A 23,663-nucleotide genomic window follows, 5' to 3' on the forward strand; every position below is an offset into this window, starting at 1 on the left:
CATGCGCGCCCTGATGCTCGACTTTCAGCCGCGCCGCCGCTCGGGCCCTCTGGGCTGGAGCCTGCTGGCCGTGGGCGTGGTGTTGAGCCTGATTTGCGTGCTGGTTCAGCAACACCTCAGTGATCAGACCGCGCAACAACAGGGTCATCTGCAAACCGCCCAGCGTGTCCTCACCGGCGACGATGGCGGCAAGGTCAGCCTGACCCCGGCGCAAATCCGCGAGCAGGCACAAAACCTCGCCGAGATGCGCAAGGTCTCGCAGCAACTGCGCCGGCCGTGGGAGCGCCTGTTCGCCATGCTCGAAGCCATGCCCCGGGGCGATATCGCCTTGCTGACCCTGACCCCCGACGCGCGCAAAGGCCAGGTGCGGATCAGCGCCGAGGCGAAAGACCTCGACGCCATGCTCGACTTCCACCGCAACCTGGAGGCCAGCGACGAACTGTCCGATGTGTCGCTGCTGAGCCACGAAATCGTGGCCAACGTGCCCGAGCACCCGGTGCAATTCAACCTGTCGGCTACCTGGGAGATTGGCGATGCAAATCCCTAGACTGATCGTCCACGAATACCTGCAAGGCCTGGGCATTCCCGGTCTGGCAGGGATGGCGCTGCTGGCGTTGGCATCGGTCTATGGCCTGGCGGGCTTGATGCCGGACTGGCAGTCGCTGCAACAGCTCAGCCAACAGACCCGCGAAGCCAGTGAATACCTGGCCAGGGTTGAAGACGGCAGCGTCGCCGCGCCGGTGGTGCCACAACGTCAGCTCGACGACTTCCGCAGCAAGCTGCCTTCGCAGCCGCAAGCCACGGTGGCCATCGACAAGATCTACGCGTTGGCGGCCCAGGAACACATCACCCTGGCACGCGGTGAATATGCCCTGGGCATCGACCCCAAGACCCATCTGGCGCGCTATCAGATTCTGCTGCCGGTGCGTGGCAGCTACCCGCAACTGCGGCGCTTCCTGCATGCCTTGCTCGGTCAGTTGCCGGCGGTGGTGGTGGAGGACGTGGAGTTCCAGCGTAAAAAGATCGCCGACACCGACCTGACCGGGCGGATCCGCATGACCCTCTACCTGTCGAGGTCATGATGAATACCAAACGCGTAGCGGGGTGGGTGGGGTTCTTCGGCGTAGCGGCGGGGCTGGCCTGGTTGCCTGATTACTGGATGTCGGCGGACGACGGCGAGGCGGCCGTCACCGTCGTGGCCACGGCGGCCAACAGCAAAACCCGCGGTGCCCTGCCTGCCGCGCCAGCCACCGGCAAAGCCGCTGTGATCAAGGACTTGAGCCCGGCGGGCGACCTGTTCGCCGCCCGCAGCTGGAAGGCTGAACCGACGCTCGCCAGCGTCACCGAACAACCCGTCAACGTGACCCCGGTGGTGACCGTCCCCAGTGCACCGCCAATGCCTTTCCAGTTTATCGGGCGCATGGATGATCGTTCAGACCAGCAAGTGTTTTTGTTGAGCGGAGAAAAAATATACGTCGTACGCAAAGGGGATGTGATCGACGAAACCTGGCGGATCGTGGGCATTTCCGATGTGGAACTGAGCTTCGTCTACCTGCCTTTGCATTTGTCCCAGACCTTGTCTATGGGGAGCACGCCATGAATAGATCCCGTTTGCTGATGAGCTTTTGCTGTGCGTGTGCCGGGCTGGTGGCGTGCAGTTCTGCCCAGGTCGCCAACAAGGAAGCGTCCGAGCTGATCGAGCAGGGACAATACGAGGCCGGCCTGGCGCGTATTGAAGAAGGGCTGCGGGAAAACCCTCGAAATACCGAACTGCACCTGGCCCGCAACTCCGCCCACGCCAAGGCGATTACCGCGCTGTTGACCGAGGCTGACACCGACCGTTCGCACCGGGACTTCGCCGCCGCGCGCGTCAGCTACAACCGGGTGCTGACCATCGAGCCGAACAACCGGCGCGCCCAGGATGCAATGCGCCAGCTCGACTACATGCGCAGCCTCGATGAAAAGCTCGAGCTGGCCCGTGGCGACTTGCGTCGCGGCGACATCTACGGGGCCGACCGTCAGGTCAAACAGATCCTCGAACTGGACCCGAAAAATGAAGGCGCCCTGGAACTGCAAAGCAACATCCGTCTGGTCCAGAGCCGCAACGTCATCCAGTACCCACAACTGCGCACACGCCTGGAACGGCCCGTGACCCTGGAGTTTCGCGACGCCAACCTGAAAACCATTTTCGAGGTGCTGTCCCAGGTCGCCGGGTTGAACTTCATCTTCGACAAGGACCTGCGCCCGGACATGAAAGCCACGATCTTCGTGCGTGACGTGCGCATCGAAGACGCCGTGGAACTGCTGCTGCAACAGAACCAGTTGCATCAGAAAGTGGTGAACGAAAACACCTTGCTGATCTACCCGGACTCACCGCAAAAGCTCAAGGATTACCAGGAGCTGGTGATGCGCACCTTCTACCTGACCAGCATCGATGCCAACACCGCGCTGAACATGATCAAAACCATGCTCAAGACCCGCGACGTGTTTGTCGATGAGCGCCTCAACACCCTGACCATGCGCGACTCCGAAGACGCGATCCGCATGGCGGAAAAACTCCTGCAATCGCAAGACCAGTCCAACCCCGAAGTGGTGCTGGAAGTGGAGGTGATGGAGGTCGCCACCCAACGGATTCTCGACCTCGGCCTGCAATGGCCGAACACCTTCGGCGTGGTCAACGGCGACGGTTCGCCGGTGCAGATTCTCGATCAATTGAAAGGCATCGACTCCAGCCGGATCACCATCTCGCCTTCGCCGCAAGCCAAGATCAATGCCCAGGACAACGACATCAACACCCTGGCCAGCCCGGTGATTCGTGTCAGCAACCGCGAGCAGGCGCGCATCCACATTGGTCAGCGCGTGCCGATCATCAGCGCCACGTCGGTGCCGTCCACCCAAGGTCCGGTGATCACCGAAAGCGTCACCTACCTGGACGTCGGTCTGAAGCTGGAAGTGCAGCCGACCGTGCACCTGAACAACGAAGTGGCGATCAAGATAGCGCTGGAAGTGAGTAACGCCACGCCACTGGAACCGACCCGCCAGGGCACGATTCCGGTGCAGGTCGATACCCGTAACGCCCAGACCACCCTGCGCCTGCATGACGGCGAAACCCAGATTCTCGCCGGCCTGATGCGCAACGACCATGGCGCCACCGGCAACAAGATCCCGGGGCTTGGCGACATTCCTGGCCTGGGTCGGTTGTTTGGCAGCAACAAGGACAACGTCAGCAAATCGGAACTGGTGCTGTCGATCACGCCACGGATCGTGCGCAACCTGCCGTACCAGAGTCCGTCGGACATGGAATTCCCGACCGGCACCGAAACCAGCATGCGCATTCAGGCACCGGACCGGCAGATGGAACCGCCCATTCAGAACGAGCACATCGATCGGCCAGTGGCGGCTTCAACCACTCAAGTGTTTATCGAGAAGCCTTGATCATGAACGCCTCGCAACGCGGTTTTACCCTGATCGAAGTCGTGGTGACGCTGGCCCTGATCGGCTTGCTGGCCGGCATGGCCGCACCGCTGACCGAGACCGTGGTGCGCCGGGGCAAAGAGCAGGAACTGCGCACCGCGCTGTACCAGATTCGCGATGCCATCGACGCGTACAAACGCGCATTCGACGCCGGTTACATCGAGAAGTCCCTGAACAGCAGCGGCTATCCGCCGAACCTGAAAGTGTTGGTGGAGGGGGTGCGCGATGTGCGCAGCGCCAAGGGGGCCAAGTTCTATTTTCTGCGGCGCGTGCCCCATGACCCGCTGAAGCCGGTCAAGCGTGACGACGACGGCGGCTGGGGTTTGCGCTCCTATGACAGCACGGCTCAAAACCCGCGTGAGGGCCAAGACGTCTTTGACGTTTATTCCCAGGCGCGGGGCAAAGGGCTTAACGGCATCGCCTACCGGGAGTGGTGAGCTTATGCGTCGGGAAAAGGGGTTTACCTTGCTGGAACTGATGGTGGTCATGGCAATCATCGCAACCCTGATGACCATCGCCTTGCCACGTTATTTCAACAGCCTAGAGGCCTCGAAAGAGACCACGCTGCGCCAGAGCCTCTCGGTGATGCGCGAAGCCCTGGATCACTACTACGGCGACACCGGGCGTTATCCCGATTCCCTTGAGCAACTGGTGGAACAACGCTACCTGCGCAACCCGCCGATGGACCCGATTGCCGAACGCAAGGACCTCTGGGTCATGGTCGCACCACCGGACGGCGTACCGGGTGGCGTTGCCGATATCAAAAGCGGGGCGACAGGGAGGGCGCGTGATGGCAGCCTCTATTCCGAGTGGTAAACCTTCGAACGAGGGCGGTTTCACTTACCTGGGCGTGCTGTTCCTGATCATGCTGATGGGCATGGGCCTGGCCACTGCCGGCGAGTTGTGGTCGACCCTCTCGCGCCGTGATCGTGAGCGCCAGTTGCTCTGGGTCGGCACGCAATACGCCCAGGCATTGCGCAGCTACTACCGCAGTTCACCAGGCTTGGCGCAATACCCGAAGGAGCTGGTAGACCTGTTGCAGGACGAGCGTTTTCCCAGCCCAAAACACCATATCCGGCAGCTGTATCCGGACCCGATCGGCGGCGGCGAATGGAGCCTGATGCGCGGTTTCGACGGCCGAATCACCGGCCTCAACAGCGCCTCCACGGACACGCCGCTCAAGCAGGCGGACTTCCCCTCTCAGTGGTCGGATTTTGCCGGTATGGCGAGTTACAAGGACTGGCAGTTCGTGGCCGAGAAAGCCTTTCTCGAGGGCACATCGGGACCTGCCAAGGGCCAGTCACAATCGCCCGAAGCGTTGCAGCCATGAATCGATTCTGCGTGGCCGTGATCCTGATGCTGGCGTCTGCTGCCGCCACGGCCGGCGAAGAGGACGAAATGATGGGGTTCATCGTCGATGACACGATCTCGCACATCGGTCACGACTTTTACTACTCGTTCAGTGAACGCCTGCGCGCCACCAGCCCGATGGATTTCAACCTGGTGGTACGCGAACGACCTTCGGCGCGGTGGGGCGCCCTGGTCACTGTGGAATATCAGCAGCGTCTGGTTTACCGGCGTTTTTTGCCGCCGAACACCGTGGAACTCAAGGAAGAGGCCTATGACGCCGCCGACTGGGTCCGCGGGCAGATCGTCCAGCGCAAGCTGGAAGCCTTGTTGCAGGACACAACGGACCTTGAGAGGGACGAACTATGAAAACCACAACGTTCTCGCAGCACCGCCTGTTTTCAAGGGCAGGCATCTGGTTGGTCGGGCTCGGCAGTTGCGGCCTGGTCCAGGCCACCGAACTGGTCTACACGCCCATCAACCCCTCGTTTGGCGGCAACCCGCTGAACGGGACCTGGCTGCTCAACAACGCCCAGGCGCAAAACGATTACGACGATCCTGACTTGAAAAAACGCACCGCCGCGGCCGGCACTTCGGCGCTGGAGCGGTTCTCCAGTCAGTTGCAGTCGCGGTTGCTCGGGCAGTTGCTGGACAACATTTCCGCGGGCAACACCGGGAGCCTGACCACCGACGCTTTTATCGTCAACGTGGTCGACGACTCCGGCCAATTGACCATCGTCGTGACCGACCGAGCGACCGGTGAAGTCTCCGAAATTCAGGTGAGCGGCCTGGCCCCTTGAAGGGATCCGGGTTGATGGGGAGGGAAGGATATGAAAAGAATAATGGTGCTAGGGCTGATGTTGGCGGCGTTACAGGGGTGCAGTCTGCGCGAGCCGATCGGGGCTGAGCAGGACACCGAAACCCCGACGCTGACCCCGAGGGCTTCGACTTACTACGACTTGATCAACATGCCACGACCCAAGGGGCGGTTGATGGCGGTGGTGTACGGTTTCCGCGACCAGACCGGGCAATACAAACCGACCCCGGCCAGTTCGTTTTCTACCAGCGTCACTCAAGGCGCGGCGAGCATGCTGATGGATGCGTTGCAGGCCAGCGGCTGGTTTGTGGTGCTGGAGCGGGAGGGGCTGCAGAACCTGCTGACCGAACGCAAGATCATCCGCGCCTCGCAGAAAAAACCGAACACGCCGGTGAATATCCAGGGTGAATTGCCACCGTTGCAAGCGGCGAACATGATGCTTGAGGGCGGGATCATTGCGTACGACACCAATGTGAAAAGCGGAGGGGAAGGGGCGCGTTACCTGGGTATCGATATTTCCCGGGAGTATCGGGTGGATCAGGTCACGGTGAACCTGCGGGCGGTGGATGTGCGCAGTGGGCAGGTGCTGGCCAATGTGATGACCAGCAAGACGATCTACTCCGTGGGTCGTAGTGCCGGGGTGTTCAAGTTTATCGAGTTCAAGAAGTTGCTTGAGGCGGAGGTTGGCTACACCACCAACGAGCCGGCGCAGTTGTGTGTGTTGTCGGCGATCGAGGCGGCGGTGGGGCATCTTCTGGCGCAGGGGATCGAGCGGCGTTTGTGGCAGGTGGCGGGGGATAATTCGCCTGAGAGCGGCGAGACGCTTGACCGGTATCTGACCCAGAACAAGGTGGTGCCTGAAGAAGAGTGACCGAGGCGGCCTCCGGGCCGACCTGGTTCATGCGGATGTACCCCCGAACCTCTGTAGGAACCGGCTTGCTGCGGGCGGCGTTCCGGCGATGGCGGCCTGATGGCGGACCATTTTCTTTCGGGTGTACATATCCATTCCTGCGGTAACGGCCACTTATGGTTTCGCCCTTACGGCGAGTCCCTTTTGGCAAACGCCCCAAAAGGAACCAAAAGGTCTCGCCCCGGCGTCCGGCCCCTCGCTAAGGCTCGGCGTTCCCTCGCTCCGGTCCTGCTCCGTGGGCCCGCCGCGATCGGCCATCCATGGCCGTGCGCGGCTAACCCGGCATCCATGCCGGGTTGCCCACTGCGCAGAACCTCCACTCGGCCTCCCGAAGGGGCGGGCAGATCAAAATCAAAAGCGCAAGGCGAGCTAACGCTCGGCCTCGTGGTTAGGTGGGTGTTCGCCGTACCATTGTAGGAGCCGGCTTGCCGGCGATAGCGTCCTTCCAGCCAACCCTTCACTCACGAATACCCCCACCCCCTGTAGGAGCCGGCTTGCTGGCGATGGCGTCTGTCCAGCCAATACATACGTTGACTGATCCACCGCTATCGTCGGAACGCCGCCCGCAGCAAGCCGGCTCCTACAGGGGATCGTATTTATCCAACAACACATATGCATTTCCCTTGTAGGAGCCAGCTTGCTGGCGATGGCGTCCTTTCAGGCGATAAATGCGTCGACTGACCCACCGCCACCGCCACCGCCACCGCCACCGCCATCGCCGGCAAGCCGGCTCCTACAGGGATCGGCGTGCGCTTTTGATTTTCACCACTCATCAGGCCGAGCGTTAGCTCGCCTTCAGCTTTTGATCTGGACGCACCGCCCCCTCGAGAGGCCGAGTGGAGGTTCTGCGCAGTGGGCAACCCGGCATGGATGCCGGGTTAGCCGCCCCCGGCCAGGGATGGCCGATGGCGGCGGGCCCACGGAGCAGGACCGGAGCGAGGGCATGCCGAGCCTAGGCGAGGCACCGAACGAAAGGGGCAAGAGCGCTTGGTTACTTGGCGCTTCTCCAAGTGACTCGCCGTAAGGGCGAAACCCATAGTGGCCGTTACCGCAGCAATGGATATGTACACCTGAAAGATAATCGTCGCCTGTCAAGACGCCTTCGCCGGCAAGCCTGGCTCCTACAGAAAGCAGGCCACAAAAAAACCGCGCCCCCCTCAAGGGCCGCGGTTTTTTATACCCCCCGCAATTACTGCTGCAACACCGTCGCCTGGTTATCCATACCCACCTGTTGAATGGTCGCCATCTGCGTCACGCCACTCTGATCAACATTGGCAATGTTCCCGATACCGCTCTGGGTTACATACGCCACGTTCATGCTGTCGGTCTGTTTCAGAGTGATCTTGTTATCGTTGCCCCACTGGCTGGTAGAGGCCAGGTTGCTGGTGCCGGACTGGTCGAATTCGCTACGGTTATTCATGCCGTTACTGCTGCCCTCGACCAGGTTGGTGGTGCCGCGCTGGTCGGCGATGAGGACGTTGTCGGTGCCGTTCTGATCGAAGTACAGCTCGTTGTAGTTCTCCGCCTGGCTGACGATGGTTTTGTTGCCCATACCGGTCTGGCTGGTGGTCATGACATGGCCGACGCCGTCCTGGGTGAAGTTGGCAATGTTTTCCTTGCCGTTCTGAGTGATGGTTGCGTTCTGGTTGCTGCCAAATTGACCACCTTTTTGCGGGCCTTTCCAATTGCTGGCGTAGACCTTGTTGTCGCTACCCACCGAAGTCGCGGTGAGCGAATGGCCTTCGCCGGACTGATAGGTGAAATGCACGTTACCCGTACCCGTCTGGTACAGCGCCAGGGTCGAGCCGGTTGACTCGAACTGGTCGGCGTAGATCGCGTTGAGGTTGCCGACCTGGAAGACCTGGGCGGTGTTGTTTTCGCCGAAGCTCTGGTCGACCACGGTTTCGTTGGTCTCGCCCATCTGGTCGACGGTGGCCGTGCTGCCCGCTTGCCCGTCTTGCCAGATCTCGGTGCCGTTGCCGTCGCCGTTCTGGTTGATGGTCAGGTTGCCGCCGTCGCCGTTGCGTTGGTCGCCGTAGGCATAGTTGTTGGCGCCGGACTGGTTGATGTCGATCTGACCGCCCATGTGGTTGATCTGTTCGGCGGTGGCGTAGTTGGTGGTGCCGTACTGGATGATCACCGCCATGTTGCCGATGCCGGGCTGGATCTGTTCGATGTTGGCTTCATTGCTGTCGCCGTACTGGAAAGTTTGACCGGAAGTGCCCTCCTGGCTGTCCTGATAGACGAATGAAAAGTTACCGCTGCCTTCCTGCTGTTGCAGCACTTCGCCGCCGCCCGCGCCGATCGATTGACTGGCATGGCTGGTGTTGAAGCTGCCGGTCTGTTTCTGGGTGATGGTGCTGTTGTCTTCATACAATTGCTCGGCGTAACCGGCGTTGTATTCACCGACCTGGTTCTGGTCGATGGTGCTGGTGGCCGAGTCCTGCACCGCAGCCGCATCGTTGCCTTCGCCAAGTTGCTGCTGGGTGGCGGTGCTGTAGGGGGCCTTGGTCTGTTTCACATTGGCGATGTTGGCGGTGCCGACCTGGTCCTGGGTGGAAATGCTGTCGTTGGCCAACGCATGGGCACTGGCAATGACCAGGATCGCGGCGGTGAGGGGCGTCAGTTTGAACATGATGAAACCTCCATGTGGTGCGGTGCTTTAGCGGTATTGTTTGACTGAAACGCTCATGCCGTTTCCCGATTGGGTCACGGCGCTGGAAAGCCCCGTGCCGGCCTGGTCGATGCTGGCGTCGTTGTTATTGCCGTTCTGGGATATCTGTGCGCGGTTCTGGCTGCCGGTCTGGGTGATCGAGGCCGAGTTGCCGGAACCTTGCTGAGTGATCATTGCCATCAGGTCGCTGCCTTGTTGCAGGATGTAGGCTTCCTGATTGCTCCCCGACTGGACGATGGTGCCGAGCAGCGACTGGCCGTTCTGTTGCAGCAGCGCCACGTTGGCCTGGCCGTTCTGGTCGATCAGCGCGTGCTGGCCAATCGGCGGTGGCAACTCGCCGAGGTCGGTGCCGGGGCCCAGGTCATCGTTCTCCATCAGATCGTCGGCGCGCACGCCCGCGCTGCTGCAGAGCAGAAGCAGGCAGAGCAGGGCGGCGGTCGACGTTTTCATGAGACTGTCCTTTCGCAAGAGGCCAGCCCCATCGGCCACGTGACCGATGGGGCCAAGGCTCAGTTGGAGATCACCGTCACGGTGCGCACGGTGCCTTGGGACGAGGTGATGGTGGCCGTCGGGTTCGCCGATGGAATCACCGTGGTGGTGTTGTTCACCGTCAGCCGCCAGCGACCGGTCACCGCCACTGTGGCAGTGCCCAGGGTTGCCAACCCGGTTGGGGTGCTCACCCGGATGGTGACGACGTTGCCGGTGGTCACCGATGAGGTGCCCGCGAAGTCCCAGGTGAAGCGGTTGTTGGAGCGTGCCGACACCGTTGCCGTGGTCACCGTGAAGGTTTCTGCCGGTGGCCGTGGCGAGACTTGCACGGTGACCGTCGCCGGTGCCGTCGACTGGGCGCCGAAGCTGTCCCGGACGAAGTAGGTGAAGGTCGTGGTGAACGCCGTGGTGAAGTTGGCCGGTGGGGTGTATGTGATCACCGTACCGTTGCTGCTGACGCTGCCGCGACCGTTCGGTGGTTGCGTGAAGCTGGCGACCGCCAGCGGCACGTTGCCTTCCGGATCGGTGTCGTTGGCCAGCACACTGATCGGTATCGCCACGCCCAGGGTTGCGACGCTGTCGGCGACGGCCACCGGTGGCCGGTTAGGCGCCACGGTGATGGTCACGGTCGCCGGAGTGACCGAGGCCAGGCCTTTGATGTCTTGAGCTCTGTAGGTGAAGGTCGTGGTCATCGGCGCAGTGACTACGGGGGGCGGTGTGTAGACCACGGCGGTCGTGCCGCTCATCGCCACGGTGCCTTGCCCGGCGGCCGGCGGGGTCAGCGCGACGATGCTCAATGGCGTGTTGCCGTCCGGGTCGCTGTCGTTGGCCAGCAGGTTGAGGGTGATCGGCACCCCGAAGCTGGTGCTGCCGGTGTCGGCAACGGCCAGCGGCGCTTCGTTTTCACCGCTGTTCGGTTGTGTGCCGATCACCACCACAGGTTCGGTGTCGTTGCCGCCGGCTGCGGATTTGATCGTGACACTGGCCGGTGGCTGCGACAGATCGGCAACGCTCAGGCGTTGCAAGGTGCCGGTTTTCGTCAGCCGTCCGAAGCCTTGGGCGACCATGTCCGGCACCACGACTTCGTCTGACGAGGTGGCTTCGATCAGCAGGCTGTGATTACTCCAGTTGTAGCGTGCAGTCTGGATTTTCACGATGTCGGTGACTTTGCTCGACACTGCCGTTGGCCGGTTGGTGCCACTCGGGTCGGTCGCGGTGACCACGACCACCGGAGGAACCGTGCTGCCTGTCAAACGATGGCCGAAGAACTGGCCGGTGTTGTTGCCAAGCATGGTGACCAGGCAGGGCGATTGCGGTGGTCCGGGAACCAACGGCACGGTTTCACGGAAGCACAGGCTCGAACTGATGGCCGATTTGCCGAAGACTTCGACCCGGGTACTGCTCGTGCCCGGACCTGTCGGGAGGCGACGGTAAGTGGCGCGGCCGATTTCCACAGGGGTTTGCGCACGGCTGTCGAGGACTTTGCCGGACACGGTAAAGAGGTTGGTCTGAATGGTCCCGGCCGGACCCTGGACACGCAGGAAGTTATTGTTGAACGGGCTGCCGGTGACCGCTTCGCTGAGGTTCGGATCACCCACGAATGTCTCGATGGCGCCGGTGTCCGGATTCACTTCGGTGTACGGCCCGTTGACGCTGCGAAGAAATGGCCCGACCTCCCCGTTGAGTGCCCCGGCAAAGTTGCCCGGTGCGCCGATGCCGATGTCGCGGGTGATGTTGATCGCCCGGCGGCCCGGTGTGGTGACGTTGACTGTTTCCACGCCGTACGGGTGGGTGATGGTGTAGGTGCCCGCGACAGGTATGTTCACCCGCATGCGAATCCGCGCGAAGCTGGCCTGATCGCCGTCGACAGGGTTTTCCGCAGCGAACGCCGCTTCAATCCCGGCCACGTAGGCATCCACGCCATAACCACCTACATCATTGATGCTGGTCTCGGCGAGGAACCAGAACGCTTCCGGTGGCCAGTTATCCGGGAACACCATCGGCAGGGTGTCGTCGAAAATGCCGGGCTCCGGATTCAGGATGCACATATAGGCGGGGGCGCCAGGAGCACCCGGTGCCCGCGTGCTGGTAGCCCGTGACTGGCACAGTTCCAGCGACAGCAAGTTGCTGTCCTGATACCACATGGGGAATTTCCCCGTGGCGAAAGTGTAGGGGCCGGTATCGACGGCAGTGAGTTGCGCGAACGCACTGCCGGACAGCGAAAGAGTCAGCCCGAGCGCCTTGAGCGCGAAGCGTGGCCACTTGTTCATGATGCCTCCTGATGCGGATCTGGGCATGAGAGCGTTCATTGCACGATGACCACTTCTTCGGTATCGCTGCCGCCATTGGATGACGTCACCTGAACCTTGGCCGGTGGAATCGGCGAGATGCCGGTCGACAGGGATTTCTCTGCGCCGCTGCCACTGAGGGCGCCGATGGCGACACCCGTGCCGGAGGTGGCGGTGAGAATCGGTGGCGATGTTTCATCGCTGGTCGAGGCCACTACCGTGATTTGCCCGCTGCTCAGGCTGTACTCGGCCCGTGAAATCACCACCAGGTCGGTCAGCGGCATGGACAAGGAGGTTGGCGTGCTGGTAGGGATCGCCAGATGGTTGTCGGCCGTCACCAGCAAGCTGCTCGGCAACGTCGGGTTGGTGGCTGACTGGGCGTACCAGTGGCCGGTGGTGTTGGCCTCGATCAGGTTCAACACCGGGGTGTTGCTGTCCAGGGTCACGGTGGCCGGTGGTGGCGGGGCCATGACGAAAACATCCTGGTGGGCCACCGGGGCGCTGGCGCCGGCTGTGCGCGAATAGGTGCTGCGTTCGGCAATGATCGGAGTGGGGCGAACGAGCGTCGATAACTTGCCGGAAATGGCCATCACCGTCGTGCGCAAGTCCAGTCCGTTAGGCCCTTCAATGCGGATGTAGTTGGTATTGAAAGGGCTGCCGGTGAAGGCCTCTTCCAGGTTCGGATCGCCCACGAACGTGTCGGTTGAACCGGTAACCGGGTTGGGCTCGATGTAAGGGCCGTTGAGGCTGCGCAGGAAAGGGCCGATGTCCGCTTTGAGCGCACCGTCGTAGGTTTTCGGCGAGCCGATGCCGATGTCCCGGGTCATGTTGATCGCGCGGCGCCCGGGGGTATCGACGTTGAAGACATCGACGCCGTAAGGGTGGGTGATGACATAGGTGCCTGCGGTGGGCACGTCGACCCGAATACGGATACGGCCAAAACTGACCTGATCACCTTCCAGCGGGTCGCCACCACTGAACGCGGCTTCAACGGCGCTGACATAGGTCAGGTCGATGCCCCGTGCGGCATCGACGATGGATCCGTCGCCGGTGAACCAGAACGCTTCGTCGGGGAAGTTGGTCGGGAAAACGATGGGTTGAGTGTCATCGAAAATGCCGGGATTCGGATTCAAAAGGCACATGTAGGACGGTGCGCCGGGCGCACTCGGAACTCTGGAGCTGACGGCCTTGGACAGGCACAAGTCGAGGGTTCGACCGTGGGTGTCCTGATACCAGGAAGCGAAGTTACCGTCGGCGGGAACATAGGGGCCGGGGTCGACAGCAAACAGCGCAGCCTGGGCGACGCCTTGGGCCAGAGCGGACACGACCAGGGCGATCGTGGTTTTGGACAGTAAAGGGTGCATGAGTATTCCCTCTATCAGAGACCTGCCCCTTGGGGGGGTGGGTCAGTTGACGGGGGAGTCGGCAACTTCCGTACCAATCGTTGGAAACGGCCGGCAAAGGCCCGGCATTACAGCGTTTCGCTATTAAGCGTTGCCTGGATGCCGGACGAACCAACGGGCGACTGTCCCCAGCATTGGGGGGCGATGGGGATGCCGGGGAGGGCGGGAAACCTGTAGGAGCAAGCTTGCTCCTACAGACAGCTGGACGCAGTCGCTACTCGGTGGGGGCTAATTGATCCAGCGCCCGATTCACCGCCAACTCGCCCAGCATGATGACTTGCGCAATCCCCAGCAGGGAGTTGCGGCATGTCCCGTCCAGTTGATCCGCCAGGTCTGTCGCCATGACATTGGCCGATGCCAGGGATTCACACGCATGGGCCAGCAGGGTTTCGGTATCGAGTTCCGGGTTGACGATAAACAGGGTGGTGGGTGTTCGCGGAGTGGCTTTGATGTGAGCGTTCTGGGCGGCAGGGTTGAAGTAGAAATCGAGGGCGCGATTGACTGCCTCGCGATGTGCTTCTGAATCGGGATTGTCTTGCGGCGATGCCGGATCGGTGTCCGGTGGATTGGGCGTTACTTTGAACATTACAGGTACTCCTAATTAAAAAAGGAGCCTTCACCCTCGCTACCAAACGATGGGTGGCGGCCATACGCGGGTTGGTAGACCGGTAATTAGGAACCCGGCGCCCCCGAGGGAGCCCTGCGCATGGCCACCATAAAACAGAGACTAAAAAGGTCTGCTAACAGTGACGCAATACGCCTAATTGAACCGGGCTACCAAACCCCATCGCTGTATTTTTCAGCGACCGGAAAACGATAGAGCCCAGGCCCAAGGCGCACAAGCCGGCGGATTCTGGCGCAAGCGTAGGCAATGGCGCAAGGCGTTGTAGCCTGCGCGAAGTAACACGAAGTGTTTTTAAACAAGCGTCGTTAAACATGAGCAGGCATTGCTAAACATCGCGGAAAACGTCGGATATCTCTTCAGGGTTGACGGCCCCGCGCGCCCCTGCACGGATCCTGTTTTTGGCTGAGCGCCGCTATCGATACGCCCGAAGCAACGAAGGTGAGTCCTGCCCCTGCGTTCAGGCCATTTATCCGCCGTGGTAGCGCCAGACCGTGCTCGTGCCAGGGCGCAAAGTCAAAGCCACGGCATTTGTGGTTGCCGAACGGTTACGCGTGTATCGAGTGATGGATCCAACAGGGGATCGTCACGTCAACACCCAATACCGGGCAAATGCCTGACCGTGGGCTATAACCAATGGGGGGAATCGCCGGGAAGTACGCCCATGAACATGCCCACACAATCGCTCCAGTCCGAAGAGGGCGATGTGCGCTTGAGCTCGCGAAAGCAACCGTTCAATCTGCTGCGCTGGTTTTCCCTCATCAGCATGGCGGTGATTGGTACGGTGGCGGTGGCACTGGGGGCTGTGTCCACGCGATTTGTGATTACCGAGAGCGTGCAGCGCGATGCATTGCTGACCTCGCAGTTCATTCAGACGATTGCCTTGACCGAGGTGCGCCACGTCTCAATTCCCAATGTGCGCAGCATGGGCGAGCTGCTGGACCCGCGCAAGGACAAGGATTTCCCCGACGTAGACCCGATGGCCCGCGCCAACGCCCGGGGCGAATTTCTCGACCACATCGAGCACTTGCCTGACGTGATCCTTGCCAACATCTACGCCCCCGACCGCATGGTGATCTGGTCGACCAACCCGGCATTGATGGGCACCACGATCCATGCCGACGAAGACCTTGAGCGCGCATTCGCCTCCAGGACGCCGGTGTCGACCAGTTATCACGACGTGGACAAGACACGCATGGAGCAAAAGTTCGTCTCGCCGCCGGAATTCATCTTCATCGAAAACTACATTCCGCTGTTCGATGCCGACGGCGAGCACGTCACGGCGATGGTCGAGATCTACAAGGAACCCGAAGACCTGATCAGCCGCATGGAGCGCGGTCTGGTGCTGATCTGGCTGGCCACCGCACTGGGCGGCGGGCTGATTTATCTGGGGCTGTACTGGATCGTGCGGCGTGCGGCGATCCTGTTGGCGGCGCAACAAAAACAATTGATCACCAACGAAACCTTTGTCGCCCTGGGCGAGATGTCATCGGCGGTGGCCCACAGTTTGCGTAACCCGTTGGCGACCATTCGCTCCAGTGCCGAACTGGCGCTGGAGTTCGACAATGGCCCGGCGCACCAAAATATCAACGACATCATCGGGCAGGTCGATCGCATGTCGACGTGGGTCAGGGAATTGTTGCAATCCTTGCGCCCGCTCACCGATGAACCGGAACCGGTGAACCTGGTGGCGGCGGTGCACGACAGCCTCATGGCCTTCGAGCAGCAGATCGCCAAGGCCTGCGTTCATGTGGTGTTCGAGCCGAAGGACACGCCCATGGTCCTGAGCCAGCAGATGCAGTTGACGCAGATACTCAACCGTCTGCTGGCCAACGCGCTGGAGGCCATGGACCAGGGCGGCACGCTCACCGTCATTCTGGAGCCGACGGATGCCCGAGACGTCAGCGTGGTGGTGAGCGATACCGGCAGAGGCATGAACGAGGAACAGCGCAGCATGGCTTTCCGGCCGTTTTTCACCACCAAGCAAGGCGGGCTCGGCGTCGGGCTCGTACTGGTCAAGCGGATTATGGAGCGCTGCGGCGGTACGGTGAGCCTGGACAGTCGCGAGGGCGAGGGCACAAGTGTTCGCCTGTCGTTCCAACGCAGTCCCTGAAATGGGGAAGAACTTTCCCCGGTTGCGGGTGTCATTCCCCAGTCGTTTTTCGGGGCATGGCAAATTGATGTTGATAAGCCATTGTTTCTGCGAGCATTAGTGCGTTTGTATAGGCTGTAGCAAGTCTGGCGAGCTCCTTGCAAAACCCCCATTACCCCCTTCACGACTTCGAGGCGGCTGGTGATGGACAGAAAAGCGCTGCACCCCTGCAAATGGTTTGGTCTCCTGACGCCCCTTAGCGTTTTTGTGGCCATGACGCTCGGCACAACGAGCCTGCGCGCCAGCCCGATCGACGACGAGGGGCAGCCGCCACCTTCCGACCCTTCGGCGTATCACGACGAGCCGGCTGACAAGGCAGGTGCCTTGAACGCCATTTTGACCATGCCCCCCGCCAACCTGGATGCCTTCGACTTGCCGGCTGGCGTCAAAGGCACCCGAGAGACTCCGCTCAAGGAAAACGTCCTTCCGCCGGCGATACAGACCAGTTTCAATTACCCTACCAACGGCAAACCCAGCCCGTTGTACGGTGCTCTGCCGTTCACTCAGCAACTGGTGCTGTTCGAAGAGTTCGGTCCGGAAAAACTCGACCCCACCACCCCGGCGGCGCAATTGCCGTTTCCACCGGCCGCCATCGGCCCGCTGCCGCAACAGGATCCCACCAGCGTCGCTCGCAGCGCTCCGCCGAGTGCGGCGCTTGACGCTTTCATGCGCCAACCCGGACTGACCCCGTTTCCCAGCCATTATTCCAACGTGGTCGATCGCAACCCTTGGCAGAAGCAGATCGAATTTTTCCTCAACCGGCGTATCGGTTCGTCGGCTGAAGGCCGTCCACCAGGAAAAGGCTGGTCGCACCAGCGCTGGAACGAGTTTTACCCGCAGATCGCCTACAAGACTGTGCAATCCGGCGCACGGGTGAATACCGGGTTGCGTGACAGTCGTCAGATGCACCGCTATGCCATGGGCGAGTTTGGCCCCGGTGGCCTCTATTACAATGTGGCTGGCCTGCCGACGACCGTAGGCACCGCCAAAGGCGTCGATGCGCGTTTTCACCCGAAAATGCCGGTGCAGAACCACAAATCGGTCTGGACCTTCGACGGCACCTTGCCGCCAAAATTGCTCATGGTGCGTTACGGACAACCCGTGCTGATGCGCCATTACAACGCCTTGCCGATCGACCCGTCGGCGAACATGGGTTTTGGTCTGCACACCCTCAGCACCCACGAACACAATGGTCACCAACCGGCCGAAAGCGACGGTTATGCCAACGCATTTTTCTTCCCCGGGCAATTCTACGACTACCGCTGGCCGATCCAGTTGGCCGGCTACGACAGCATCAACACCACGGCTACAGACCCGCGTGCAGCTTTTCCGTGCTCGCCGGGCGAAACCCTGTGGACCAACGACCTCATCCCCAGCCGCAAGACCTGCGACAACGGCACGATCAAGATCCGTGGCGACTGGCGCGAAACCATGAGCACCCACTGGTTTCACGACCACATGCTCGATTTCACCGCGCAGAACGTCTACAAGGGCAACGCGGCGATGATGAACTACTACAGCGCCCTGGACCGTGGCAATGAAGCGGTGAATGACGGCGTCAACCTGCGTTTACCCAGTGGCAACGCCTTGCCTTGGGGCAACCGCGACTACGACGTCAACCTGCTGTTTGCCGATAAAGCGTGGGACAAGAACGGTCAACTGTGGTTTAACCCGTTCAATACCGACGGCTTCCTCGGTGATCAGGTGCTGGTCAACTGGCAGTGGAAACCGGTCCTGGATGTGCGCGCCCGCAGCTATCGGTTCCGCATGCTCAATGGCTCGGTATCGCGCTACTTCAAACTGGCGCTGGTGCGCGAGATCAAGGGCACCGGTGGCGAGTTCCCAGGGCCTGTCGGGTCAGGCTTGTCGTACGCCCGTGTGCCGTTCCACATGATTGCCAACGACGGCAACATCATGGAACACGCCGTGCCATTCGACGGCACCATGGACCTGGATGCCGACGGCGATACTCAAAATCACAACGCGATCCTGCCAACCATGGGCATCGCCGAGCGTTTCGACATCGTCGTCAACTTCTCGAAAAACGGGGTCAAGGCGGGCGACAAGCTGTTCTTCGTCAACCTGCTGGTGCACGAAGACGGCAAGGGCCCGGAAGAACCCGTCGCCCTGGCTGACGTGCTGTCCGAGAAGTACAAGGCCGTCATCAGGCAATCCAGCAAGGGGCCGAAGTGGGAGGACGGTGATCCGGCGATAGGCAAAGTGTTGCAATTCAACGTCAAGGCCTACACCGGTCAGGACCTGGCCATGGACCCGGCGGCCTATGAACCGGCCAAACCGGGCAAGGCTGAAGGCCTGGTGATGATCCCGCTGAAAATTCACCGCGATAATGTGGCCGACAAGGCGCTGCTGGCCAAGGCCCGTCATCGCACCTTCACCTTCGGTCGTTCCGACGGCACCGATTCGGCGCCGTGGACAATCAAGACCGACGGCGGTTTCGGTTTCAGAATGGACCCTCGTCGGCTGAACGTCTCGACCAAACTGGCCTCCGGCCCGACCGATGCCGGCGCCACGGGCTTCGGTACGCTGGAAGTGTGGAACATCAAGCTCGGCGGCGAGGGCTGGAGCCACCCGGTTCACGTGCACTTCGAGGAGGGGATCATCCTCAGTCGCGGCGGCAAGCTACCACCGGAATGGGAAAAATGGGCACGTAAGGACGTGTACCGCATTGGTCCGGAAAAGGACGGCCTGGACAGCGTCGAGATTGCGATCCACTTCCGCGAATTCGCCGGGACGTACATGGAGCACTGCCACAACACTCAACATGAAGACAACTCCATGCTGTTGCGTTGGGACGTTGAGAAACCGGGGCAACTGCAATTGATGCCGGTTCCGCTGCCGAGCTGGGATGGCGTGCGCTACGTGAACTCTGCTGCACTGCCAACCTTCCGCACTGGCGATGGCTACGGCCCACAAGTGGTGATCAAGCCATGATCCGCAGGGGAGCCGACATGACACTGCACACGCCGCGCTCCCGCGCACTGGGCATGCACCTGATTCTGGTACTGGTGACGTTTTTACTGGCCAGCCAGGTGCTGCTCGCTCATGAAGGCGCACTGTCGCCGTCGCCGACGGAATCGGCGACCCCCTGGGGGCGCGATTACTTTCCCAACACCTTGCTGACTGACCAGGACGGTCGGCAGGTGCGTTTTTTCGATGACATGATCAAAGGCAAAGTGGTGGTGATCAACTTCATCTTCACCACGTGCAGCGACTCCTGCCCGCTGGAAACCGCGCGCCTGCGCCAGGTGCAGCAGTTGTTGGGCCCCCGGGTCGGTCAGGATATTTTTTTCTACTCGATCAGCATCGACCCGTTGAGCGATACACCCGAGGTGCTCAAGGCCTACGCGCAGCGCTTCAAAGTCGGACCGGGCTGGCAGTTCCTCACCGGGGAGTTCGAGGCCGTCACCGACCTGCGCAAAAAGCTCGGGCTGTTTATCGAGGGCGTCGACAACGGTCGCAGCAAGGACCACAACCTGAGCCTGATCGTCGGCAACCAGGGCACCGGTCGCTGGATGAAAGCCTCACCGTTCGAGAACCCATGGATCCTCGCCGATCAGTTGGCCAATACCTTGCAGAACTGGAAGCAACCCAGTGTTGAAGAAAATTATGCCGATGCGCCCGAGATCCGCCCGCCGAGCAACGGCGAAGAGTTGTTTCGCACCCGTTGCGCCTCGTGCCACAGCCTCGGGCCGCAAGACGGGCAGGGCATCGGCATGCGCGCCATCGGCCCGGACCTGATCGGCGTAACCCGCGTGCGCGATCCCGCCTGGCTCAATCGCTGGATCCGAGAACCGGATCGCATGCTGGCCGAAAAAGACCCGATTGCGCTGGAACTGTTTCAACGCTTCGACAAAATCCCGATGCCAAACCTGCGCCTGGATGAGAAAGCGGCGCAGTCCATCATTGATTTTTTGCAGGAGGAAACCGATCGTCAGCAATCGTTGCAAGCGGCGCAGGTGCCATAGCGGCGAATTACTATCATTGAACCGCCGACTCGATCAATGACACCTACACTGATGCGAAACGCCACTGAATAGGCTTCAAGCCAGTACCGAATTCAGGACCCACCATGCAGATACTCGAACAACAAAAAGTACCTGCTCCGTCGAACCTTCCGGCGGGGGAATGCACGAGCTGGCGTGGCGAATTCAATCTGCTGCGCTGGTTTTCCTTTGCCAGTTTTTTGATCATTGCCGCCGTGGCGGCGGGGCTGGGGTACATCTCCACCCGTTTCGTGGTGGAGGAGAGCATCGAACGCGATTCCATGCTGACCGCGCAATTTATCCAGGCCATCGGTGCTGCCGAAATCCGCCACGCATCGATTTCCCCGGAAAGAACCATGGGCGAAATGCTCGATTCTCGCCTGGATAACGCCCATCCCGACGTGAACCCGGGCGCACGTGCTGCGGCGCGCATCGAGTTTCTCGATCATGTGGCAAACCTGCCGGACCTGCTGTTGGCCACGGTGTATGCCCAGGATCGCACCGTGGTCTGGTCGACCAACCCGGAGCTGATCGGCGTACGTATCGAAGACGACGATGAACTGGACGAATCTTTCGAAATGAAGGAGCCCGTTTCCACCAGCTACCACGAAGTCGATGAAGAACGTCCCGAACAAAAACTGTTGCACGAGCCCCAGTACCTGTTCGTTGAAAACTACATCCCGATGTTCAACGCCGACAAAAGCAAAGTCATCGCCATGGTCGAGGTCTACAAGGAGCCTACTGATCTGGTTGAACGTATCCAGCGCGGTTTCAAGGCCATCTGGCTGGCCACCGTGCTCGGTGGTGCCGCCATCTACTTGGGGCTGTTCTGGATTGTGCGACGTGCGGCGAAGCTGATCGAGAGTCAGCAGAAACAGCTGATTGCCAACGAAACCTTCGTCGCGCTGGGGGAAATGTCTTCGGCCGTGGCCCACAGTTTGCGCAACCCGCTGGCGAACATTCGCTCCAGCGCCGAACTGGCCCAGGAAATCGCCAGTCAGAGCGCGCAGAAGAACATCGGCGACATCATCAACCAGGTCGATCGCATGTCGCGTTGGGTTCGCGAGTTGCTGGTGTCGTTGCGGCCGGTGAATGACGACTACGAAACCGTGGACCTGGTGCTGGCCATCGACGACACCCTGAGTGCCTTTGACGCGCTGATCAAGCGCTCCGGTGTCGAAGTCCGGTTCACGCCGCAGGTTTGCCCACCGGTCGTCAGCCAACAGGTGCTGCTCACGCAAATTCTCAATAGCCTGTTCGCCAATGCCCTGGAAGCCATGCCCAAGGGCGGCGTGCTGAGCATCGATATCGAGTCGCCGCAGTCCGGACTCTTGCGCATGACCCTGAGCGATACCGGCAAGGGCATGACCAAACAGCAACAACAAATGGTTTTCAAACCGTTTTTCACCACCAAGCAAGGCGGGTTGGGTGTGGGCCTGGCCCTGGTCAAAAGAATAATGGAGCGTTTTGAAGGTTCGGTCGAACTGACCAGCCAGGAGCAGGAGGGAACCCGCGTTTGTCTGAACTTCAAAGTGGCAACGGGAGGGGAATATGGGGTACAGCATTCTGCTGGTCGAGGATGACGAAATCCTCGCCGGGAATCTTCAGACCTACCTGGAACGCAAAGACTTCGAGGTGACGGTCTGCCACTCGGCTGAAGATGCGCTGAAGCAAATGAACACGTTTGCCCCGGACGTCGTACTGACCGACAACTCGTTGCCGGGCATGAGCGGTCACGATCTGATCCAGAAGCTGCGTATCAGCGCGCCGGACCTGAAAGTGATCATGATGACCGGCTACGGCAATGTCGAAGACGCCGTGGTGGCGATGAAAGAAGGCGCGTTCCATTACGTCACCAAACCGGTGGCGCTGCCGGAACTCAAGCTGTTGCTGGACAAGGCCCTGGCCACCGAGCGGATGGAGCGCACGCTGTCGTTCTATCAGGAACGCGAAGCGCAGAAGTCGGGGGTGCAGGCGTTGATCGGCGAATCGGGGCCCATGGTCTTCCTGAAAAACACCATCGGCCAGTTGCTCGATGCCGAGCGCCGGATGGCCAACGCCGATTTGCCGCCGGTGCTGGTGGAAGGCGAGACGGGCACCGGCAAGGAACTGGTGGCCCGCGCGCTGCATTTCGACGGCCCGCGCAGCAAGGGTCCGTTCATTGAATTCAACTGCGCGTCGATTCCCTCCAACCTCGTGGAGTCGGAGCTGTTCGGCCATGAGAAGGGGGCATTCACCGACGCCAAGGACCGTCGCGTCGGCCTTGTGGAAGCGGCGGATGGCGGCACCTTGTTTCTCGATGAAGTCGGGGAAATGGACCTGCTGCTGCAAGCCAAACTGCTGAAGCTGCTGGAAGACCGGACCATTCGCCGGGTCGGTTCGGTGAAGGAGCGCAAGGTCGATTTGCGGGTGATCAGCGCAACCAATTGCAACCTCGAACAAATGGTCCAGCAGGGCAAGTTCCGCCGCGACCTGTTCTTCCGTTTGCGCATCATTTCGATCAAGGTGCCGCGCCTTTATACCCGTGGCGAAGACGTCCTGTTGCTGGCCCGGCACTTCCTCGCCATCCACGGCAAACGCTATGGCAAACCGAACCTGCATTTCAGCGAACAGGCCGAAGAATTGCTCATGAGCTACAGCTGGCCGGGCAACGTGCGCGAGTTGCGCAACATGCTCGAACAAACCGTGCTGCTGGCCCAGTACGACACTATCGCCGCGCACCAGTTGAACGTCTGCCTGAGCCTGGTGGACGAGCCGGTGGCGATGCCCGAGGCGCCCCATAACGAAGTGCGCCCGGCGTACAACGGCAGCGAGTCGATGAACCTGCCGGAGGTCGAGCGCGACATGGTGCGCAAGATGCTCGACAAGACCGACTGGAACGTCACCAAGTCCGCACGGCTGCTGGGTTTGAGCCGCGACATGCTGCGTTACCGGATCGAAAAACTCGGCCTCGCCCGCCCGGACAAGCGTCAGTGGTAGACAGGCGTCGCCTGGCCCTGTCGACTGAGGCAGGCCAGCAGGCACGTCGGGTCGACGACTTCTTCGTTCACGTAGACGCCGAGTTCCGGGTCATAGGAGCGGATGAACACCCGGACGGTGGCATCCGCGACGGTCGGCAACCGTGAATCGGAGAACACGTGCTCGCTGGAGATCGGGATGAAATCCTGCGGCGCCGTGGGAATGTACGAGCGCGGCGGCACCGTGCTCAGCGTCGGCGGAACGGGGTGGGCGAACGGTTGGTTTTCGCCGTAATAGTTGAACTCGCTGCTGTACCCGGACGGCGGCGTCAGGTTGTCATCCGCGCGAACCCCCGTGGTGGCGGTCAGGCAGAAGATGAGCAACAGCATCAAATCGGTGTGTTTCATGGCAGCACCTGCGAAATCGGTTGTCCCGCAATTCCCCAAGGCCATTAACTATAGCTGCCGTACGGGGGCGTTGCCGGCTTACAACATTCCAACAAACACCACATGGGTTTTTCAAAAA

At 60.9% G+C, this 23,663-nt stretch carries 21 protein-coding genes; 15 read left to right on the forward strand and 6 right to left on the reverse strand.

From position 1 onward, the window contains the following. The first annotated feature begins 1 nt into the window (after position 1). Genes ACM6IO_RS02095 through ACM6IO_RS02140 form a run of 10 tightly spaced genes read left to right on the forward strand, consistent with a single transcriptional unit; the run spans position 2 to position 6,509 of the window. Complete coding sequence (locus ACM6IO_RS02095; RefSeq protein ID WP_223416606.1) at positions 2 to 547, forward strand: PilN domain-containing protein; 546 nt, start codon at positions 2 to 4, stop codon at positions 545 to 547. Beyond that, positions 534 to 1,082, forward strand: a complete 549-nt coding sequence (locus tag ACM6IO_RS02100) for a GspMb/PilO family protein (protein ID WP_008043352.1) — start codon at positions 534 to 536, stop codon at positions 1,080 to 1,082. Before ACM6IO_RS02095 ends, ACM6IO_RS02100 begins: the two co-directional genes overlap by 14 nt. After that, a complete protein-coding gene (locus ACM6IO_RS02105) occupies positions 1,082 to 1,600 on the forward strand; it encodes a hypothetical protein (RefSeq protein WP_008043350.1) in 519 nt (172 codons plus the stop codon). Before ACM6IO_RS02100 ends, ACM6IO_RS02105 begins: the two co-directional genes overlap by 1 nt. Then, positions 1,597 to 3,435, forward strand: coding sequence for a secretin N-terminal domain-containing protein (locus tag ACM6IO_RS02110; RefSeq protein WP_008043349.1), 1,839 nt, complete (start codon positions 1,597 to 1,599; stop codon positions 3,433 to 3,435). Before ACM6IO_RS02105 ends, ACM6IO_RS02110 begins: the two co-directional genes overlap by 4 nt. 2 nt (positions 3,436 to 3,437) lie before the next feature. Next, the gene (locus ACM6IO_RS02115; RefSeq protein WP_280163580.1) at positions 3,438 to 3,911 is read left to right on the forward strand and encodes a type II secretion system protein; all 474 of its coding nucleotides are present in this window, start codon (positions 3,438 to 3,440) and stop codon (positions 3,909 to 3,911) included. A 4-nt stretch (positions 3,912 to 3,915) separates the two neighbouring features. Next, positions 3,916 to 4,290, forward strand: a complete 375-nt coding sequence (locus tag ACM6IO_RS02120; protein WP_008034019.1) for a type II secretion system protein — start codon at positions 3,916 to 3,918, stop codon at positions 4,288 to 4,290. After that, positions 4,265 to 4,804: a type II secretion system GspH family protein gene (locus ACM6IO_RS02125; RefSeq protein WP_223437524.1), complete on the forward strand. Its 540-nt coding sequence runs from the start codon at positions 4,265 to 4,267 to the stop codon at positions 4,802 to 4,804. Before ACM6IO_RS02120 ends, ACM6IO_RS02125 begins: the two co-directional genes overlap by 26 nt. Beyond that, positions 4,801 to 5,190 carry a curli production assembly/transport protein CsgE gene (gene csgE / locus ACM6IO_RS02130; RefSeq protein ID WP_008034030.1) on the forward strand — a complete coding sequence of 130 codons (390 nt, stop codon included), beginning with the start codon at positions 4,801 to 4,803 and terminating at the stop codon, positions 5,188 to 5,190. The genes ACM6IO_RS02125 and csgE overlap by 4 nt, the downstream gene beginning before the upstream one ends. Further along, positions 5,187 to 5,621 carry a curli assembly protein CsgF gene (locus tag ACM6IO_RS02135; RefSeq protein ID WP_008043342.1) on the forward strand — a complete coding sequence of 145 codons (435 nt, stop codon included), beginning with the start codon at positions 5,187 to 5,189 and terminating at the stop codon, positions 5,619 to 5,621. The genes csgE and ACM6IO_RS02135 overlap by 4 nt, the downstream gene beginning before the upstream one ends. A 30-nt stretch (positions 5,622 to 5,651) precedes the next feature. Then, positions 5,652 to 6,509, forward strand: coding sequence for a CsgG/HfaB family protein (locus ACM6IO_RS02140; protein WP_008034033.1), 858 nt, complete (start codon positions 5,652 to 5,654; stop codon positions 6,507 to 6,509). Between the two features lie 1,228 nt (positions 6,510 to 7,737). Here ACM6IO_RS02140 and ACM6IO_RS02145 read toward each other — a convergent pair. The 5 genes from ACM6IO_RS02145 to ACM6IO_RS02165 all read right to left on the reverse strand — a co-directional run bounded on the left by ACM6IO_RS02145 (position 7,738) and on the right by ACM6IO_RS02165 (position 13,988). Continuing rightward, a complete protein-coding gene (locus ACM6IO_RS02145) occupies positions 7,738 to 9,183 on the reverse strand; it encodes a curlin (protein ID WP_414910810.1) in 1,446 nt (481 codons plus the stop codon). Positions 9,184 to 9,210: 27 nt separating this feature from the next. Then, positions 9,211 to 9,672 (reverse strand): curlin, encoded by a 462-nt coding sequence (locus ACM6IO_RS02150; RefSeq protein WP_192228732.1) that lies wholly within the window; start codon positions 9,670 to 9,672, stop codon positions 9,211 to 9,213. Between the two features lie 59 nt (positions 9,673 to 9,731). After that, positions 9,732 to 11,981, reverse strand: coding sequence for an Ig-like domain-containing protein (locus tag ACM6IO_RS02155; protein WP_414910811.1), 2,250 nt, complete (start codon positions 11,979 to 11,981; stop codon positions 9,732 to 9,734). Positions 11,982 to 12,016: 35 nt separating this feature from the next. Next, positions 12,017 to 13,363, reverse strand: a complete 1,347-nt coding sequence (locus ACM6IO_RS02160; RefSeq protein ID WP_414910812.1) for a hypothetical protein — start codon at positions 13,361 to 13,363, stop codon at positions 12,017 to 12,019. Positions 13,364 to 13,616: 253 nt separating this feature from the next. Next, positions 13,617 to 13,988, reverse strand: a complete 372-nt coding sequence (locus ACM6IO_RS02165; RefSeq protein WP_008034164.1) for a DUF6124 family protein — start codon at positions 13,986 to 13,988, stop codon at positions 13,617 to 13,619. Between the two features lie 700 nt (positions 13,989 to 14,688). Between ACM6IO_RS02165 and ACM6IO_RS02170 the strand changes: the two genes are divergently transcribed. The 5 genes from ACM6IO_RS02170 (at position 14,689) to ACM6IO_RS02190 (ending at position 23,159) form a co-directional block, all read left to right on the forward strand. Continuing rightward, a complete protein-coding gene (locus ACM6IO_RS02170; RefSeq protein ID WP_192228733.1) occupies positions 14,689 to 16,137 on the forward strand; it encodes a sensor histidine kinase in 1,449 nt (482 codons plus the stop codon). A gap of 183 nt (positions 16,138 to 16,320) precedes the next feature. Further along, the gene (locus ACM6IO_RS02175) at positions 16,321 to 19,128 is read left to right on the forward strand and encodes a multicopper oxidase domain-containing protein (RefSeq protein WP_223480509.1); all 2,808 of its coding nucleotides are present in this window, start codon (positions 16,321 to 16,323) and stop codon (positions 19,126 to 19,128) included. A 17-nt stretch (positions 19,129 to 19,145) separates the two neighbouring features. Next, complete coding sequence (locus ACM6IO_RS02180) at positions 19,146 to 20,162, forward strand: SCO family protein (RefSeq protein WP_008043625.1); 1,017 nt, start codon at positions 19,146 to 19,148, stop codon at positions 20,160 to 20,162. Positions 20,163 to 20,266: 104 nt separating this feature from the next. Next, positions 20,267 to 21,763, forward strand: coding sequence for a sensor histidine kinase (locus tag ACM6IO_RS02185; protein ID WP_008034155.1), 1,497 nt, complete (start codon positions 20,267 to 20,269; stop codon positions 21,761 to 21,763). Next, complete coding sequence (locus ACM6IO_RS02190; protein ID WP_008043613.1) at positions 21,732 to 23,159, forward strand: sigma-54-dependent transcriptional regulator; 1,428 nt, start codon at positions 21,732 to 21,734, stop codon at positions 23,157 to 23,159. The genes ACM6IO_RS02185 and ACM6IO_RS02190 overlap by 32 nt, the downstream gene beginning before the upstream one ends. Here ACM6IO_RS02190 and ACM6IO_RS02195 read toward each other — a convergent pair. Further along, on the reverse strand, positions 23,150 to 23,545 hold the full coding sequence (locus tag ACM6IO_RS02195; protein ID WP_414910813.1) for a hypothetical protein: 396 nt from the start codon (positions 23,543 to 23,545) through the stop codon (positions 23,150 to 23,152). The genes ACM6IO_RS02190 and ACM6IO_RS02195 overlap by 10 nt on opposite strands. Positions 23,546 to 23,663: the final 118 nt, after the last annotated feature.

The sequence above is a fragment of the Pseudomonas sp. IT-P44 genome, from assembly GCF_949768225.1.
Lineage (GTDB): Bacteria > Pseudomonadota > Gammaproteobacteria > Pseudomonadales > Pseudomonadaceae > Aquipseudomonas > Aquipseudomonas migulae.

What these genes read in the sequence shown, in the direction of transcription:
- ACM6IO_RS02140 (WP_008034033.1), top strand. Translation starts at nt 5,652, where the DNA reads ATGAAAAGAATAATGGTGCTAGGGCTGATGTTGGCGGCGTTACAGGGG.
- ACM6IO_RS02155 (WP_414910811.1), bottom strand. Translation starts at nt 11,981, where the DNA reads ATGAACAAGTGGCCACGCTTCGCGCTCAAGGCGCTCGGGCTGACTCTT.
- ACM6IO_RS02160 (WP_414910812.1), bottom strand. Translation starts at nt 13,363, where the DNA reads ATGCACCCTTTACTGTCCAAAACCACGATCGCCCTGGTCGTGTCCGCT.
- ACM6IO_RS02120 (WP_008034019.1), top strand. Translation starts at nt 3,916, where the DNA reads ATGCGTCGGGAAAAGGGGTTTACCTTGCTGGAACTGATGGTGGTCATG.
- ACM6IO_RS02115 (WP_280163580.1), top strand. Translation starts at nt 3,438, where the DNA reads ATGAACGCCTCGCAACGCGGTTTTACCCTGATCGAAGTCGTGGTGACG.
- ACM6IO_RS02135 (WP_008043342.1), top strand. Translation starts at nt 5,187, where the DNA reads ATGAAAACCACAACGTTCTCGCAGCACCGCCTGTTTTCAAGGGCAGGC.
- ACM6IO_RS02095 (WP_223416606.1), top strand. Translation starts at nt 2, where the DNA reads ATGCGCGCCCTGATGCTCGACTTTCAGCCGCGCCGCCGCTCGGGCCCT.
- ACM6IO_RS02170 (WP_192228733.1), top strand. Translation starts at nt 14,689, where the DNA reads ATGAACATGCCCACACAATCGCTCCAGTCCGAAGAGGGCGATGTGCGC.
- ACM6IO_RS02145 (WP_414910810.1), bottom strand. Translation starts at nt 9,183, where the DNA reads ATGTTCAAACTGACGCCCCTCACCGCCGCGATCCTGGTCATTGCCAGT.
- ACM6IO_RS02185 (WP_008034155.1), top strand. Translation starts at nt 20,267, where the DNA reads ATGCAGATACTCGAACAACAAAAAGTACCTGCTCCGTCGAACCTTCCG.
- ACM6IO_RS02100 (WP_008043352.1), top strand. Translation starts at nt 534, where the DNA reads ATGCAAATCCCTAGACTGATCGTCCACGAATACCTGCAAGGCCTGGGC.
- ACM6IO_RS02150 (WP_192228732.1), bottom strand. Translation starts at nt 9,672, where the DNA reads ATGAAAACGTCGACCGCCGCCCTGCTCTGCCTGCTTCTGCTCTGCAGC.
- ACM6IO_RS02165 (WP_008034164.1), bottom strand. Translation starts at nt 13,988, where the DNA reads ATGTTCAAAGTAACGCCCAATCCACCGGACACCGATCCGGCATCGCCG.
- ACM6IO_RS02195 (WP_414910813.1), bottom strand. Translation starts at nt 23,545, where the DNA reads ATGAAACACACCGATTTGATGCTGTTGCTCATCTTCTGCCTGACCGCC.
- ACM6IO_RS02110 (WP_008043349.1), top strand. Translation starts at nt 1,597, where the DNA reads ATGAATAGATCCCGTTTGCTGATGAGCTTTTGCTGTGCGTGTGCCGGG.
- ACM6IO_RS02125 (WP_223437524.1), top strand. Translation starts at nt 4,265, where the DNA reads ATGGCAGCCTCTATTCCGAGTGGTAAACCTTCGAACGAGGGCGGTTTC.
- csgE (WP_008034030.1), top strand. Translation starts at nt 4,801, where the DNA reads ATGAATCGATTCTGCGTGGCCGTGATCCTGATGCTGGCGTCTGCTGCC.
- ACM6IO_RS02175 (WP_223480509.1), top strand. Translation starts at nt 16,321, where the DNA reads ATGGACAGAAAAGCGCTGCACCCCTGCAAATGGTTTGGTCTCCTGACG.
- ACM6IO_RS02190 (WP_008043613.1), top strand. Translation starts at nt 21,732, where the DNA reads ATGGGGTACAGCATTCTGCTGGTCGAGGATGACGAAATCCTCGCCGGG.
- ACM6IO_RS02105 (WP_008043350.1), top strand. Translation starts at nt 1,082, where the DNA reads ATGAATACCAAACGCGTAGCGGGGTGGGTGGGGTTCTTCGGCGTAGCG.
- ACM6IO_RS02180 (WP_008043625.1), top strand. Translation starts at nt 19,146, where the DNA reads ATGACACTGCACACGCCGCGCTCCCGCGCACTGGGCATGCACCTGATT.